This window comes from uncultured Nostoc sp., assembly GCF_937863485.1.
Classification (GTDB): domain Bacteria; phylum Cyanobacteriota; class Cyanobacteriia; order Cyanobacteriales; family Nostocaceae; genus Nostoc.
In genome coordinates this window covers 89186-104534 of the sequence record NZ_CALMFY010000014.1, presented here as the reverse complement: position 1 = coordinate 104534, position 15349 = coordinate 89186, and the positions used below count along the sequence as shown (strand labels likewise).

Sequence of the window (15349 nt, the reverse complement as noted above, 5' to 3'; positions counted from 1 at the left end):
GTCATTAAAGAAAAGTTTGCTTAGATATTGAGATTGGTAATCTATGTGAATATAACTATATTCAAGTAAACTAAATGCATCTAATTAGAACGACTATGGCGTAGTAATTACTGCTACTGGGCAATCTGCTCTATTCAGAATTGCATCCACTCTGTGACCGAAGAAAACGCGACCCGTAACCATTCGGATACTACTCCCGAGAATAATTAGGTCTACTTCCTTGGTTTGGGCAAACTTGAGGATTTCCTTTTCTGGGCTGGTTCCTTGAAGAATATAAGTTTTGACATCAGCACCCAGATTGCGACCAGTTGCTGCTTGCTGTTCGAGTAGCTCATGGGCAATTTCTTTCACTGGAGTTAGCGATCGCTGTTCGTAAAGAATATACTCGACCTGCGGCAAATTAATCACGTTAACGATCATAACTAATGCCCCTGTTTGAGCAGCGATCGCACTTGCCATCTCTACAGCATTTTTGCTATATTCTGTCCCTACCGTTGGCACCAAAATCTTTGTCAGCTTTTGTTTAGCGATTTTGCATATCTCGTCTTTGGCTTGGGGTAAGTGCGACTTCACCACCATCGTTGCACAAGGCGCTTCTTGTACTACCTTGTCTACAAGCAAATTGAACAGTGCTTTCTGGGGGCGTATCTGTTCAGAAGCTCCCAGTACAATCAAGTCATAGTTTTTGTTTGCTTCATTCAGAATCACCTCCGCTTTACTACGCCCAGACTCCGTTTTTGCTTGCAGGGTGGTATCAGCAGGTAGCTGCATTTCCTCGGCGACAGAAGCCAGAGCTTGCTCGGCAGCGGTGTCTTTTACCTGGGTTGCCGTCCGGCGGGCTTTTTTTTGGGGCTGTTTGTCACTCAGGGCATATAGAGATGTAACTTCTATCGAGTTTTGGTGAGCCATGTAACCGACTAGTTGCGCCGCGAGTTGAATGTTAGGGCCACCACTAGTTGGTATTAAGACACGCTGGATTTGCTTGATAAAGCTGTGGCTATCCTGTTCTTCTCGTTCCAAACGTCGAGCTTCCTCTTCACCCATAACCACTTTTGATAAAGTCCAGCGCAAAAGGGGTGGAGCCATTAAGGAAGTGACGATCGCCACCATGACAATAATCGAGTACATCTGTGGATTCAGCACTCCCAAAGATAAACCAATCGTGGCAACGACAATTTCCATCGCCCCGCGAGCATTCATCCCGGAACCCATTGCCAAACCTTCCCAATGACTCAAGCCGCCGACGCGAGAACCAATGTAAGCACCTGTAAATTTCCCAACACAGGCAACAGCCAGAACAATCAAGCCAAATATCAACGTCTGGGGCACTAACAGAGCTAGCAAGTTAACTTTCAAGCCAGCTGAAGCAAAGAAAATTGGCGCTAGAAAGGCTGCTGTGAAGACTTCTAGCATGTGTCCAGCTTCATTGCTAAAGCGGCGGGATTGACCTGCCAGAATCCCCAGCACGAAAGCACCTAACGCAGCTTCCAGCCCTAATGCATGGGTAAGTGCTGCTGCTGAGAGCGAAAGAATCAGCACAACCGACATACTAGCGGCGATTCCGCCAACATAGTCATCAACCCAGCGCAAAATCTGGTCTACGATGGTACGCCCAATGGTGAAGGCGATCGCTAGAAATAATACCGCTGCACTCACGGAATGGAAAATTGTCCCAAAGTCAAATTTGCCACTAGTAGCTAAACCTGAAACCACAGAAAGTAAAATCCAGCCGATGGTGTCGTCAGTCATACCAGCAGCTAAGGTGACTTGACCAATGTCACGGCGAATCAGGTTTAAGTCCATCAGTACTTTAGCAATCACTGGTACTGCTGAAATACTCATTGCTGTGGCGATGAACAGACTAAATACTAGTCGCTTTTGTGGGTCGGCTAAAAAACTATCTGGCAATAGCCACCCCAGTCCAAATCCAGTGATAAACGGGACAATAATTCCGCCCAGTGAAATCAGTAGAGCCGTTTTCCCCTTACGAAGAATCAGCTTGAGATCCGTCTCCAATCCAGTCACAATCAGTAAAAATAACACGCCTAACCAAGAGATTACCGAAAGTAAATTAGATTGTTCTTGACTTTTGGGAAAGATGTGTGCCTGTAAGTCTGGAAGGAGCAAACCAAATAGAGAAGGGCCCAGCAGCACACCCGCCAGTAATTCCCCAACAACAGGCGGTAGGTTAATCCGGCGCATCAACTCACCTAATCCCCGCGCTACCAGAAGCAATAGTGACAGTTGTACCAGCACCAACAGCAGTTCATGATGACCGAGAGGTTTAATTAAACCGTCACCTACTACTTTCTGTGCAGCGAGTACAGGCACTAACATTAGGGACAGGTTTTGCATATAAGCGTCCAAAGGTTGGATTACGAATTTTTAATGGGGCTGCTTCAAGTAAATCCTAAAAATATTTACTTCTACATCGGTCTAGGAGGTTAAACTGTCAGACAATTTTGGATTTTAGACTTTCCTGCGGAACGCTACGCGTAGCTTGCTTCTCCGTTCGCGGAGCGTCTCGTAGAGAAGGAGTACGCTACGCTCAGTCGAACGATTTTGGATTTTGGATTGACCCCACAAATAAATCCGCAAATCTCAATACAGTTCAGTTAAGCATTTCTTTCTTCTCTCGGTGTTCTCTGCGCCTCTGTGGTAGCCTGCGGCAAGCCGCTTTGCGTCTACGATAAAAAAATTGACTTTAACAAAAGATTTTAGCCTTAACCCAAGCGTATTCCACTTGCTCTGTAGCATCAAGGAATCATTGGTCAGTTCAGGAACAAAGCTTTGCTCATCAATTTATTTTCGAGCGCGAACAAAGAACTTTGTAGTGTCTTCCCAAAGACCTTGATCAGTTGCTAGGTTTTCAATTTCTGCTTTGTACTCAACTTGCAACTGATTTAATTGTTCTTCTGATAATTTTGACAACAACGGATTCCCTTTAAAATTTATATTAATTACTGTCCCAGATAATCTGCTATCCCTAACAGGGCGATAACGTCCTGATGGCTCAATCTTAATTTCGATATCTCTAAAACCCGCCTGATTGAGCAAATTACGACATTTTTCTGGAGTCCCAAGTGGCTCAAGGATATGTGGTAACGATTCGCCCAAAACTTTAGCGTAGATCCTCTGCTGAAGAGATGCCATATAAGCAGTTTCGGGAGGACAGGTAAATGCCACATACCCTCCTGTTTTCAAGTAGCCGTACCACTTTTGCAAAGTAGTAAGGATATCAGGAAAAAGTACAATTGCTTCACAGCAAAAGACAACATCAAAACTACTATCACTAAAGTTGAAATATTCTGCATCTGCCTCAATCAACTCAATGTTTTGTAATCTTGCTGCTGCAATCTTCTGTCTTGCTTGATGCAACATTCCAGGGGTGATGTCAATCCCAATCACATAACCATCTGAACCAACTTTTTCAGCTGCGGGTATCGCAACTAAACCTGTTCCAGTCGCCACATCAAGAATTTTCTGTCCCGAATCTAGTGGCACAAATTCAAGTATAAGCTTGGCTTCTAGAGGATGGCGAGTACCTTCCTCATGGTCATAAGCCGTTCTACTACCATAAAATTCTCTTAGTTGCTGTTTATAGTTATCCTGATCAGTCATAACCAAATGTCAAATTTTCTCCACTTTATAGTAACTCTTGTTGTGATATTGAGTTGCTCACTGCTGAACCCAACCCTGACAGCACAAGCCGCTTCTTCATCCACCACAGTTTACGAACAGCATATTATCCATAATCCAGATGGTATCGGCAAATATTACATGGGGCGAGAAATTGCCAAAGTTATGGGATACACAGGTGCTGGCTGGCTAGAACGTCCAAGGCGAGAGGGAGAGGAACAGCCAAGTAAGGTAGTCAACGTCCTCAATCTGAAACCGAATGATCTGGTGGCGGATATTGGTGCTGGTACAGGTTACTTGAGCTTTCGCATCGCGCCGCTATTAACAGCAGGTAAAGTGTTGGCTGTAGATGTTCAGCCAGAAATGTTGGAAATCATTGAGTTGTTCAAAAAAGAGAAAAATATCACTAATGTTGAGCCTGTTTTGGCAACCCTCACTGACCCAAACCTACCCCCTGAAAGTGTCGATTTGGCGTTGATGGTAGATGCTTATCATGAACTTGAGTATCCCCAAGAAGTGATGCAAGGAATTGTAAAAGCACTGAAACCTGGTGGTAGGGTGGTTTTGGTTGAGTACCGGGGCGAAAATCCCTTTATTCTGATTAAAGGTCTGCATAAGATGACTCAAAAGCAAGTGCGTAAAGAAATGCAAGCTGTTGGTTTGGTTTGGCGGGAAACTAAAAACTTATTACCTCAACAGCATTTAATGGTATTTGAGAAACCTGATTCTAGCGATTTATTGACAAGATGAGGCTTAAGCAGTGGATCACAAGAAAAATATGCACCAAGCCATAATAAAGTAAAACTCCTTGCCAGAGCAGAAAATCATGTTCAACCTATCACTCAAGCAGCGAATTCCTTCTTTAGAGAATGGCGATCGCCTCACTCGCTACGAATTTGAGCGACGCTATCAAGCAATGTCCCGTCATCAAAAGGCAGAATTAATTGAAGGAGTTGTATACTTGGCATCCCCGTTACGCTTTGAAAGTCATGCTGAACCACATGGCCATACAATTACTTGGTTGGGAGTTTATGAAGCATCAACTCCTGGTGTGAGATTGGGAATTGAGCCAACAGTCCGCTTAGATAGAGACAATGAACCGCAACCAGATGGAGTGCTATTAATAACACCAACAGCTAAAGGACAATCTCGTTTCAGCGATGATGATTACATAGAAGGTGCGCCAGAACTCGTAATAGAGATAGCAGCTAGCAGTGTTGCTATTGATTTACATGATAAGAAAAAAATCTATGGTCGCAATGGGGTAAAAGAATATATTGTTTGGCAAATATTTGAAAACAAATTAGATTGGTTTCGCCTGCACCAAGGAGAATATGTCTCCTTAGAAGTGGACGCAGATGGAATTATCAAAAGTCAAGTATTTCCTGGTTTGTGGTTGTCAATGTCAGATTTACTTGCTGGCAATATGCAGCAAGTATTGGCTGTATTGCAGTTGGGATTAAATTCGTCAGAACATCAAATATTCGTGCAGCACTTGTCTGGCGAAGGAAGATAGTCACAGCGATTTTTTGGCATCAGTCTATTTTTTGAGGAATGAGACTGGCGCTTTTGGTTACACTATCCCAAACAATCCAGTTAAGAGAATTATCTAAATCTTCGGGACTGTTTGAAACTTTAAAATATAGCTTTTCTTCACGTTTTCTTTCAATGGCAAAGTCGGCATTTTGAGCATAAGCGACTATAAAACCTTTATCTCGCAAACAATACATCGCCCAGGCTTTCAATGATTGCTTGTATGGTTCGTGTGGAATTGGCGGTTTTGTGATCGTCTCTTCAATTACTTTAAATATTTGCGTGAGTTTAGCGGTCATAGTAGATACTTTTGTTATTACCCCTAAGTTAACTAGCTTCTGGATCGCAACGAATTTCAATCATAAAGCCATCTGGATCGTAAAAATACACTCCTCTACCAGTAGGGCGAGTGACTGGGCCATGAGCGATCGCTATTTTATTTTCTCTGATCACTGTCACCGCGCGATCAAATAACTGCTGATCTATGTCAAAGGCGAGATGGTACGCTCTGGTGAAAGTCTTTTCGGGGTCTGGATTTGGTGGTGATAACTCTGGTTCCCCAAATAAATCCAGTATCGTTCCATCTGGGGTAATGAAGTTGGCTACTTTCCCAGATGCGACGAGTTCCACCAGAGTTGCGGGTACTTCGTCGCCTGTAAGTTCATGCAAACCCAGGATTGTGCCATAAAAGTAGCGGGAAGCTTGCATATCCTGGACGTTGAGGGCAATGTGATGCACTTTACGCAGATTGCCTGGAGCAAGGACACTGTTCACGGATTGGGTGCTAGATAGCATAATAAAACAAAATTTCCCTACAGAGATAGAAGCTCGACTTCTTTCTTAAAGTTTATTATTCATAATAAACACTTCACATGGCTTTTGATTATTCTTTAGACTTTAAAAATATCGATTTTCGCCAACACCCTGAACTCTATCGTGTTGGCAAGGGTGAGCAGGGTGTACTTTTGGTTGAACCATACAAATCAGAAATTCTTCCCTACTGGCGGTTTAAAACTCCTGAGATTGCTAGAGAGTCGAGTGAAAAAATATACGAGCTTTTTCTTGATTATTTAGAGAAAGATGATTTTGTCGGCGCAGATATGGCACGGAAGTTTATCCAAATGGGCTATACTCGCTCTCGTCGTTATGCTAATCATAAGAGTGGCAGGAAATATAAACAAAATTCGGAAACTTCAGGTGACAAAAAAGAGATTCTTCCTTATGAAGTAGACTCAGTGAAAGCGGAATCAGCAGCAATATTTAAAGCCAAGTGGGTAGAAGCAAAGACAAACGAGAAATATCAAGAGCTTTTAGCTAAACATAAGCAGATGTACAAAGTAGATTAATAACCTTTGTAGGTGGGTTAGGAAGGTAAAGCACCTTCCAAGTTGTTTTTACTGCGTTATGTTGTCCCTAAGCACTCTACCAAACAGCCGATCTGACAATTCAAGTCAACTGGAAAAGCCCACGAAAAACCTAACCCCCTAACCCCCTTCCCGACGCCGGAAGGGGGAAAATTTCAAAGTCTCTCTCCTTGTAGGAGAGAGATTTAGAGAGAGGTTTTCCAGATACTGTGAAAAGTCAGAACAGCCGACGAGTCTTTGATACTCGTGAATGAGTCTTTTATACTCGCCGACGAGTCTTTGATACTCGTGAATGAGTCTTTTATACTCGCTGACGAGTCTTTGATACTTGTGAATGAGTCTTTAATACTCGCTGACGAGTCTTTTATACTCGCTGACGAGTCTTTGATACTCGCTGACGAGTCTTTGATACTCGTGAACGAGTCTTTGATACTCGCTGACGAGTCTTTTATACTCGTGAACGAGTCTTTGATACTCACTGACGAGTCTTTGATACTCGTGAATGAGTCTAGAGGACTGATTGTAGAAACTTTTTACATTGTCATCAATTAATTTAAGAGTAACGCGATCGCATTTCCCCACTCAGCAATCCAACAATAATCATAGTTGCCTAAGCGATCGCATCTGGCAGTGTGATATTGAAGGATTGCATAAGCTGGTTATATTGTCAGCAATTAATTTAAGATTAACGCGATCGCATTTCCCCTTATCCCTCCACCTCAAATTGACTACGGTCAAACAACCACCCATCGCCGACTATCTCCTCTAGGCGTTGGTTGAGTCGAGGGAGGAAATATTTTAGATCATTCAGCCGTTGCTGGACAATCCAAGTATCAAAAGCTTCTTGCGTCTCAATACCTTGGGCATCCGCCGCACCTGATATCATCTTGGAACTACGATCTTGGAGTTCCTCTAACTGGGGATGACCTTCACCTCGCCGATTGCAAAAGAACATTGCCGTTGCTCCTAGCAAAGCTTCTAGTTCATCGCCTTGAGGTACTGCATCATATAAAGCATGGATTAACTGAATGGTCTGCGCTAAGGAGACTCGAATCCTCAGTGTCAGCCAGATTGCTTGAGCCAGGTAAACCAAACCGTTGCTTTCATCTGTTACGCCTAAGCTAGTTAGAACTGTCACTAAATCAACATAGGCACAAACCTGTGTAAGTGCCAAAGCAGCTTGCAAATTCAGTTCTAATTCCCTAACTTTATCCCCGGTTTCACCTGTCCAATAAGCTATGTTTGCCAGGGTCAGGGCTTTACCTTTGACATCGCCAATCTGCTCAGATATTTCCAAGTCTTGCTTCCAGAGTGCGATCGCTCTAGCGATATCCCCTTGTTGAGCGATTACCCCTGCCATGTTGTTGAGAGTAGTGGCTATACCTTTGACATCGCCAATCGCTTCTTTGATTTCCAAAGATTGTTCCCAGAGTCTGATCGCTTTAGGTATGTCTCCTTGTTGGGCTATTACCTGTGCCATGTTATTGAGGATAGCGGCTTTGCCTTTGAGATCGCCAATCTGCTCACATATTTCCATAGATTGCTCGTAAAGTGCGATCGCTTTAGATATGCCTCCTCGTTGGGCAATTGCCCCTGCCATGTTGTTCAAGATAGCAGCTTTGCCTTTAACATCACCAATTTGCTCTTGTATTTGCAAAGATTGCGCTAAGAGTATGATCGCTCTAGCGATATCTCCTTGTTGGGCGATGATCAGTGCCATGTTGTTGATGATAGTGGCTTTTCTTGTTAAGTCATCTTCAGGGCAAATATCTAAGGCTTGCTGAAAATGGACAACAGCCTCTTGCACAAAACCCAAAACCTCTTCAGCACGGCCAATGGTTCCCAAGATGCGGTAGTCTTGATAAACTGTCAGAACTTGCTCACATAAATCAAAAGCTTCTACAAAGCGGGAATTATTTACCCAATAGGTTGCAATCCCATCTCCAATACTGACAGCAATCTCCTGCTCTTTTGCCAGCAGCCCCAAACGTAGAATTTCCAGTGCTTGTGGTTCCGTTTTTTGCTTAGACTCTTCCCACCAAACTTGATAAATTTTCCTCACTGCTTGCTGTCGCGTTGCTTGCCATTCTTCCTGAATCAACACTGTTTCTAGCAACGATTCTAAAATTGTCGTCACCCGATAATTAGCTGGCTGGTTGGGGTGAGTGGTGGCAGACTCAACTAGACTAAGGTTGGTTAGCTTTTGCAGAAAAGAGGCAGAGGGGGAAATGGCATTGATGATTTCAACAGTAACGGGCAAATTAAACACACTCAACTGTGCAAGAAACTTTTGTTCTTCCGGTTCCAAAGCATTCAGCAGAGTTTGTGCCAAGATATTTTCACAGAATTTTTGCTCAGTCGCCTCCAGCCGATTCAGTAATTCATCCGCCGCCAATCCTGGTTGCTGAATTACCTCTAACAACCACTTCAACAAGCGGGGATTACCATTGGCAATCTTAATAATCCGCCGAGTTCTTAACTGTTGCCTAACTTCTTTATCTAAAGGAAAGCAGATTTTATCAATATCACTGCTGCTCATCCCTGCCAAAGATTCCAAATGCAGACGATGAGGTGGCAAAGTATCTTCTTTCAAATAGCGACAGGTGACAATCAGCCGACTTTCTGCCCCGTTTTCCGCCAATGCCGCACAAATCGCCTCTAAAATTTCGTAAGCATCTGCCGTCATCCGCAGTGAGCCATCTTCAATGTTAGCTATGGGGATGTTTTGCTCAAAGTCATCCAGCACCAACAGTAAGGGTTGGTTGTGTTCGTTTTCAATTGCTTCAAAAAAGTTTTGCAACCGTCCTTTAAGAGACACCTTTGGTTCGTTCAAAAGTGCAGGCACATCTGCAAACCGCTCAAACTTATTAGAAAGCTTATTCAGCAAACCTATTTCATCCAGAGGCCCAATCAACACGACTCGCGCAAAGTTAGAACGCTGCACTTCCACCCGTGTACATAACCGCGCCGCCAAGCTACTTTTACCCAGTCCCCCCATCCCCGCAATAAACACACCAATTTGATCGCTAGTTTCCCGTAATGCCTTGAGACACCGTTGCAAATGCCGCCTGCGTCCGACAAACTCAAATCGACTGGCAACTTTAACTTGATTATTCTCATCGAGAAATTCTTGCTCTGGCGCTGTAAACGTCAGCCTTTCACGATTTCTTGTTCTCAGCGCTGTCACCAGTTGGTTAATGGGGCGCGTATCCCGATACATCCGCAACAGATGCCAGTCGGTGCATTCTTGGTCAATCATCTCCTGCTGCGCTGCTTTGACTGCTTCTTCAACTGTTGCCCCCGTCGCCAAAGCTTGATAAAGTGCCTGTGCCGCTACAATACCCGTGCGGTCATACACCGGACGCGCCCAGCCTAAAACTATACCTGCCCCCGCTTTCACCAATGCCTGCGCCATTGAGGGTACTGTCCCCTTGTTAGAAACCTGTCCCGTATGACAACCAGAGAGAAAAGTTACACGCGGCCAACGTCCGCGAAAGGCTTTAGCTAAATCATTGACGGTAGTAAGTTGCATATTCCCCACCTCATCTTCAGTGATGAAGCAGGGGGTATTGTCTGCAAGCGTTGCACCTTTTGGCAGTAAATAGCCGTGGCCTTTTTGGGTATAAATTATCCCATGTCCGGTGAGGTGAAAGACATCAAAATAATCTTCGGGGTAGGATTTCACCAAATTGGCTAACTCTACAACCGAGCCGCTTTCCTCAACAATCAACGCCAAAGGCTGATCCTTAGTTGCTTGCAAAATGTTCGCTTCTTCCAGCTCAAACCCTAGTGGTGGAACTCTGGGATCTTCAGGAGAAGTCGCCATGAACAGCAACCGCAATGGACGATTTTGCACGTCAATCACTGGGGTTTGACGCTGCTGCACAGAACGCACTGGTAAAACGGAAAAATTCTGGCGTTCTATCAAAAACCCTGCACCATCATCTAGCAATTCCCAAGGCAAATGTGCCAATCCCAACGCTACCCGTTCTGTTTCCGGGTTCAACCCCTTTGCTTCGCTGGTTTTAATCAAATCTAGAAGAATCGTTTGCTCATCCGCCTCATCCAGCGCCCTTCTCAGCCATCCTTCTTTACCATCCAGCCATTGATAAAGTTGCCGTCCCAACTGGGTGAGATAGGGTAAGCTATCTCTTTGTTGAGCATAATAATTTTGCTTGCACAAATCAATTAGTGCTGCCAACTCCGTTTTATCCAGGCGACGTGAGCCATAATTACAGCGCAGTTCAAAAGTTTGCTGTTGACTGAGGGCGAAGGTGAAGTTTAGGGGCATGGCTGACAGCAGTAGTTTCCACAGTAACCTTCACCGTATTATCACCTTTTTCCCGAAATTATCGCCGATATTCGTCGCCGCAATCGCCGATTAGCTGGTACAAATCGCGTGATTGGCGAGATACTGCATTGATGCGATCGCGATCGTCAGCATCTAAACTAAAACTAAATACTTTGGCGTTATCTTCTATATGTTCAGATACCCCAAGTCGGGCACCAACTATCACACCGCCCACTGTTGGCTGATCTAAAATGTAACGCACTGCCACGTTGGAGATACTTACCCCATGCTTATTAGCAATTTCCTTCAGGATAGCCAGCAACTCTTGAAATAATTGCCAACCACCCCAAGCATCGATCATGTTTTTATATTTTTTCAAACTAGCAGTAGACAAATCAAATCCTCGCGGTTCCGATTTACCCAAATAGTTTTCTGATAATAAACCGCCGCACAGTGTACCGTAAGTAAAAAGCTTTATGTCATGCTGTTGACAAAACTCCACCATATTAACTTCAGGACGGCGGTCAACAAGGGAAAATTGCACTTGGTTAGAAACAATTTTGATCCCGGCTTCGGTAATAATCTTCAAGTTTTCTGTGTCAAAATTAGTTAAACCTAGATGCTTAATTTTACCCTCAGTCTGAAGTTCTGCCATATATTTGAGGGCATCCAGGTAATTTTTATCCTGATATTCCCACCAGTGGAATTGCATTAAATCTAACGATTCCACATTTATCCTTCTCAGGGAAATATCAATATTTTCCTCAACCAGTTTTTTCGTCATTTTGCCTGGACGAGGCACCCATTTTGTAAAAGCTTGCACCTGAGATAAAGCATCTTTCCCACGAGTATCAATTAGTTCACAGCGAAACTCACCAATAAAGTCTTCAGCGGGGCCATAATGGTCTGCTAAATCCCAAGTGGTAAAGCCTGCATCTAAATATTTGAACATAGTCTCAATAGCGGCTTGGGGATTTATCTGTCCGTGTCCGCCGGAGACTTGCCACATACCATTTAATATGCGGCAGATGTTCAAATCGGGAGTGAATTGGAGACGGCTAGCTGCGGGTAAGTTCATTTTCAAGTCAGGAGTGAGAAGTTGGAAGTGAGAAAAGTTAATAATTAGTGAATTGACAAGCAGGTTTTTACAGCCTTTTTAACTTTTCTACTTTATTATGAATGATTTAGGACTGCTAGAGTTAATAACTACTAAAGTCTTAACTCCTAACTCCTAACTTTTTAACGCCAGTTTTTTTCAGCTTGTTCGAGAACGTAAGCAGCAACGTCTTGAATTTGCTGTTCAGTGAGACGCTCTTTATAGGCTGACATATTATTTTTACCATTGGTTACTATAGATGTAACTGCCTCTATTGAATCCATACCATACTTTTTCAGCGCTTGCTTTTTGAGATTTTTACCTCGCCTAACTATGTTACCGCCGTTGATATGACAACCAGCACAATGAACACTAAATATTTGTTCACCGTTAACTGTATCTGCTGCACTAGCAGGCAAAGTAAAAGTACTGATTAATAACAAAAACGTTATTAATACTAATGTGAGTAATTTTTTCAATTAACTTCTCCTGATTTTGACATACTGGTTGCAGGTATAAGTGTTAGAACCAATACTATAGGGATTCAAAGTCAGTTGTAAATCCAGCAAAATTTGCACAATCTTCTTGAAAGGCTTCTGCATCACTAACATCCTCAATTTTATAGGACATGATGCGCGTACCATCTGGCATTTTTTTGGAACCAATTAATTCACCTTGATACTTCTGGGCGATCGCTTTAAATTCAGTACCATAAAGCTTCCAAGCATCACCTGAACAAGTAATATTTACTCGCCACATATTTTACTCCCAATTACTACCAATAAATATTCATCATCTCACAAATGGTCAACATGCTACACATCACCTCCTTAGGGCAGTTATTTTCTATCTAAAGGAAGTGCCTAGCTATATCAGCCTACGCCATAATATGGGTGTGGGAACATGCCTAGAAAATTTTATCCAAATTAGTTAAATCCCAAGAGTTGAAAATGCCTAACAATATCAAACAACAAATTCAAGCAGACCTGCAACAAGCTAAAGAAACCGGACAATTAAGAACTGATCGGATTCGAGAAATTGTCAAATCCGCAGTTTCTCAAGTAGGTTCTGAGTTTAAACAAGGTTCTACTGAGCTTCGTAGCCTTGTTAGAGATGCAGTTTCTGCTGTAATTGAAAACTTCCAAGAAAAAGGTAGCGAACTCAAAGATGAAGTGACAGCTTCGATTGAAGGAGCGCTGGAAGGGATTAATAGCAAAAGACACGAAAGCATTGCTCAAACTCAGACAGATATCAAGCGGTTACAGGCTCAACTGGATGGTGAAGAAGAAGAACTACAGCAAGAGATTGATGTAATTTTGGCAGAGATTGAAGATACGGGTAAGCAAGAACCTGCTACTACCAAAACTGCAATTGATTCTGCTGTCAATGCTATTAAAGATAGTGAAGAAGTAGGATTGTTAAAGAAGCGTTACGCGCAACTGCAAGCGCAGCTAGCGATTGTCCGAGCTAACTTAGCTGCACGCTATGGCGGACGTTCTCTGGAAGTTCAAGATTATCTCGACGAGGCTAAACACTGGTATGATAAAGCTCGTCCTCAAGCAGAATCTATGGCTGTACAGGTAGAACAAAAGCGATCGCAGCTAGAAGACCAATTAGGTGAAGCTGGTACATCTTTAGCGAGAAAAGAGCGCCAAATCAAACAAACGTTGAGGCAGTTACTCTTAACGGCGGCTGACTTGTTCAAAGAGAAGCAACCTGCTGATAAAGAACGGGATACTATTCATAAATAGACTAGACTGCTTTTTCACAACCCTGATACATATAGATTTTTCGTAGGGGCACGGCATTGCCGTGCCCTACCAACGTATTTATATAATTATTAAAGACTTAGTTTTCGTAGGGTGTGTTATGCCAAAGGCTAACGCACCGCTTCATAAGTTGAAAAACATCTAAATTGCCTGAATTAAATTAAATTCTGATCGGGTGTGCAAGATACCCACCCTAATTATGCAGGTTAAAATTGCAATAGCTTATAAATTATAATTCTCATAGTAAAATAGTGCGTTAGACTAAAGTCTAACGCACCCTACTTAAGATTTCCTAAAATTAATCTTGCGTATTAGTAAATACGTCCCTCTCCATTAACTTGTTCTTCATGCTTGGCAATCACCCAAATTGCATGAATACTACCGGGTAGCCAACCTAGAACTGTAAGCACAATGTTAATAATTAAGGTTGGACCAACTCCAACTGTCAGAAAAACACCTAAAGGAGGCACTAACAAACCTAGAATAAAACGAACTAATTTCATGATGTTACAACTTTGTGATTTGTTTAGTTACATTCTTTTGAAAATGCCGAATTAGGAAATCCACCTTCGGATATTTTCTTTGGAGTAGAGACGTGATGAAATTTGTATTTCTACTCCCTCTAATATTTATCTAGAAGGTAATTCACCTTGGCTTTTTACATCACCACTGCTGGCTAAAAGATTTTTTTCAACAAAGTAGTTGTTAATGAAGGTGTTAGCAAAAGTTAGAATTACTGGTCCAAGAAGGAAACCAATAATCCCACGAACTCCGAACCCAGGAACTAGCACTGCTGCTAACCAGAAACAAAAACCGTTGACGATGAGCGAAAATGCTCCAAATGATAGAAAGTTAAGTGGTAAGGAAAGAGTAGACAGAACTGGTTTAACCGAACCGTTAATCAGACCAATAATTAAAGCGGCAATCAAAGCTGCGGGGAAATTAGCAATATTAACGCCTGGAACAACTAAATCAACAATCAACAGGCTCAAAGCTGTAGCTAGTGCGGTTAATAATGGTGTTAACATTTTTCTGACCTAATCACTAAAGATTTTTTGTTTGTAACTTCTGATCTCATCTTTAACTATGTGCTGCGTTTTAACCTCTCTTGCAAGATAGAATTTCCTTCTACCGTTAGACCGATCATTTTGAAAACCATAGGGATTCTCATATAGATGCAATACATTGTAAGGACGCATAGCTATGCGCCCCTACTCTGTTAGGACTTACACAAAAGAGAATCCCCCAACCCCCTTAAAAAGGGGGCAAAAGATTCTAGTTCCCCCTTTTTTAAGGGAGGTTAGGGGAAATCGAGGTTTCAAATTTTCCCGACTCAGGCTTATAGTAAAGGGCTGATTTATACAAGACTTGTTCTTTATGGGTTTCTAAAGTGCAATCAGACAAGGGGTAAGTTACACAAGTAACAACATAACCAGCCTGTATTTCACTTGGGCGCAGAAATTTTTGCTCACTTTGATCAACTTCACCGCTAATCAGTTTGGCAACACAGGCAGAACATTCACCTTGCTTACACCCAGATGGTAGGCGGATACCAGCATCTTCTGCCATATCCAGAATATATTGATCATCTGGTACTTGAATGGTGCGATCTAACCCAAGTGTAGGATTGATGAATCGAACTTGATAAACTACCATC

Annotated in this window: 15 protein-coding genes; 4 read left to right on the top strand and 11 right to left on the bottom strand. The window is 42.7% G+C overall.

Annotation, left to right across the window (positions count from 1 at the left end):
* Positions 1-93 precede the first annotated feature (93 nt).
* Together Q0541_RS02055 and Q0541_RS02050 are read right to left on the bottom strand one after the other, a co-directional pair.
* Complete coding sequence (locus tag Q0541_RS02055) at positions 94-2355, bottom strand: cation:proton antiporter (protein WP_298904841.1); 2262 nt, start codon at positions 2353-2355, stop codon at positions 94-96.
* 447 nt (positions 2356-2802) lie between these two features.
* Positions 2803-3621 (bottom strand): methyltransferase domain-containing protein, encoded by an 819-nt coding sequence (locus Q0541_RS02050; protein ID WP_298904838.1) that lies wholly within the window; start codon positions 3619-3621, stop codon positions 2803-2805.
* A gap of 6 nt (positions 3622-3627) precedes the next feature.
* On the opposite strand from Q0541_RS02050, the gene Q0541_RS02045 reads away from it, so the two are divergent.
* On the top strand, positions 3628-4389 hold the full coding sequence (locus tag Q0541_RS02045; protein WP_298904836.1) for a methyltransferase: 762 nt from the start codon (positions 3628-3630) through the stop codon (positions 4387-4389).
* A gap of 76 nt (positions 4390-4465) precedes the next feature.
* On the top strand, positions 4466-5155 hold the full coding sequence (locus Q0541_RS02040; RefSeq protein ID WP_298904833.1) for a Uma2 family endonuclease: 690 nt from the start codon (positions 4466-4468) through the stop codon (positions 5153-5155).
* A 19-nt stretch (positions 5156-5174) separates the two neighbouring features.
* Here Q0541_RS02040 and Q0541_RS02035 read toward each other — a convergent pair whose 3' ends face one another.
* Positions 5175-5471 carry a hypothetical protein gene (locus tag Q0541_RS02035; protein WP_298904830.1) on the bottom strand — a complete coding sequence of 99 codons (297 nt, stop codon included), beginning with the start codon at positions 5469-5471 and terminating at the stop codon, positions 5175-5177.
* A gap of 28 nt (positions 5472-5499) precedes the next feature.
* Positions 5500-5967 (bottom strand): VOC family protein, encoded by a 468-nt coding sequence (locus tag Q0541_RS02030; RefSeq protein WP_298904828.1) that lies wholly within the window; start codon positions 5965-5967, stop codon positions 5500-5502.
* Positions 5968-6044: 77 nt separating this feature from the next.
* Here Q0541_RS02030 and Q0541_RS02025 point away from each other — a divergent pair, with 77 nt between their 5' ends.
* On the top strand, positions 6045-6518 hold the full coding sequence (locus Q0541_RS02025) for a DUF4385 domain-containing protein (protein ID WP_298904826.1): 474 nt from the start codon (positions 6045-6047) through the stop codon (positions 6516-6518).
* 724 nt (positions 6519-7242) lie between these two features.
* On the opposite strand, the gene Q0541_RS02020 is transcribed toward Q0541_RS02025, so the two are convergent.
* From Q0541_RS02020 to Q0541_RS02005, 4 genes are all read right to left on the bottom strand, one after another.
* Positions 7243-10827 (bottom strand): tetratricopeptide repeat protein, encoded by a 3585-nt coding sequence (locus Q0541_RS02020; protein WP_298904824.1) that lies wholly within the window; start codon positions 10825-10827, stop codon positions 7243-7245.
* 58 nt (positions 10828-10885) lie between these two features.
* Positions 10886-11905, bottom strand: coding sequence for an aldo/keto reductase (locus Q0541_RS02015; protein WP_298904822.1), 1020 nt, complete (start codon positions 11903-11905; stop codon positions 10886-10888).
* Positions 11906-12066: 161 nt separating this feature from the next.
* Positions 12067-12402 (bottom strand): cytochrome c6 PetJ, encoded by a 336-nt coding sequence (petJ, locus tag Q0541_RS02010; protein WP_298904820.1) that lies wholly within the window; start codon positions 12400-12402, stop codon positions 12067-12069.
* A 55-nt stretch (positions 12403-12457) separates the two neighbouring features.
* On the bottom strand, positions 12458-12682 hold the full coding sequence (locus Q0541_RS02005) for a hypothetical protein (protein WP_273766817.1): 225 nt from the start codon (positions 12680-12682) through the stop codon (positions 12458-12460).
* 191 nt (positions 12683-12873) lie between these two features.
* Here Q0541_RS02005 and Q0541_RS02000 point away from each other — a divergent pair, with 191 nt between their 5' ends.
* Positions 12874-13674 (top strand): histidine kinase, encoded by an 801-nt coding sequence (locus Q0541_RS02000; protein WP_298904815.1) that lies wholly within the window; start codon positions 12874-12876, stop codon positions 13672-13674.
* Between the two features lie 329 nt (positions 13675-14003).
* On the opposite strand, the gene Q0541_RS01995 is transcribed toward Q0541_RS02000, so the two are convergent.
* The 3 genes from Q0541_RS01995 to Q0541_RS01985 all read right to left on the bottom strand — a co-directional run bounded on the left by Q0541_RS01995 (position 14004) and on the right by Q0541_RS01985 (position 15348).
* Complete coding sequence (locus Q0541_RS01995) at positions 14004-14195, bottom strand: YqaE/Pmp3 family membrane protein (RefSeq protein ID WP_298904812.1); 192 nt, start codon at positions 14193-14195, stop codon at positions 14004-14006.
* 126 nt (positions 14196-14321) lie between these two features.
* Positions 14322-14720, bottom strand: coding sequence for a phage holin family protein (locus tag Q0541_RS01990; protein ID WP_298904809.1), 399 nt, complete (start codon positions 14718-14720; stop codon positions 14322-14324).
* Between the two features lie 262 nt (positions 14721-14982).
* The gene (locus Q0541_RS01985) at positions 14983-15348 is read right to left on the bottom strand and encodes a 2Fe-2S iron-sulfur cluster-binding protein (protein WP_298904807.1); all 366 of its coding nucleotides are present in this window, start codon (positions 15346-15348) and stop codon (positions 14983-14985) included.
* Position 15349: the final 1 nt, after the last annotated feature.

Coding starts and splice junctions, on each gene's coding strand:
- Q0541_RS02055 (WP_298904841.1), bottom strand. CDS start 2,355: ATGCAAAACCTGTCCCTAATGTTAGTGCCTGTACTCGCTGCACAGAAA.
- Q0541_RS02050 (WP_298904838.1), bottom strand. CDS start 3,621: ATGACTGATCAGGATAACTATAAACAGCAACTAAGAGAATTTTATGGT.
- Q0541_RS02045 (WP_298904836.1), top strand. CDS start 3,628: ATGTCAAATTTTCTCCACTTTATAGTAACTCTTGTTGTGATATTGAGT.
- Q0541_RS02040 (WP_298904833.1), top strand. CDS start 4,466: ATGTTCAACCTATCACTCAAGCAGCGAATTCCTTCTTTAGAGAATGGC.
- Q0541_RS02035 (WP_298904830.1), bottom strand. CDS start 5,471: ATGACCGCTAAACTCACGCAAATATTTAAAGTAATTGAAGAGACGATC.
- Q0541_RS02030 (WP_298904828.1), bottom strand. CDS start 5,967: ATGCTATCTAGCACCCAATCCGTGAACAGTGTCCTTGCTCCAGGCAAT.
- Q0541_RS02025 (WP_298904826.1), top strand. CDS start 6,045: ATGGCTTTTGATTATTCTTTAGACTTTAAAAATATCGATTTTCGCCAA.
- Q0541_RS02020 (WP_298904824.1), bottom strand. CDS start 10,827: ATGCCCCTAAACTTCACCTTCGCCCTCAGTCAACAGCAAACTTTTGAA.
- Q0541_RS02015 (WP_298904822.1), bottom strand. CDS start 11,905: ATGAACTTACCCGCAGCTAGCCGTCTCCAATTCACTCCCGATTTGAAC.
- Q0541_RS02005 (WP_273766817.1), bottom strand. CDS start 12,682: ATGTGGCGAGTAAATATTACTTGTTCAGGTGATGCTTGGAAGCTTTAT.
- Q0541_RS02000 (WP_298904815.1), top strand. CDS start 12,874: ATGCCTAACAATATCAAACAACAAATTCAAGCAGACCTGCAACAAGCT.
- Q0541_RS01995 (WP_298904812.1), bottom strand. CDS start 14,195: ATGAAATTAGTTCGTTTTATTCTAGGTTTGTTAGTGCCTCCTTTAGGT.
- Q0541_RS01990 (WP_298904809.1), bottom strand. CDS start 14,720: ATGTTAACACCATTATTAACCGCACTAGCTACAGCTTTGAGCCTGTTG.
- Q0541_RS01985 (WP_298904807.1), bottom strand. CDS start 15,348: ATGGTAGTTTATCAAGTTCGATTCATCAATCCTACACTTGGGTTAGAT.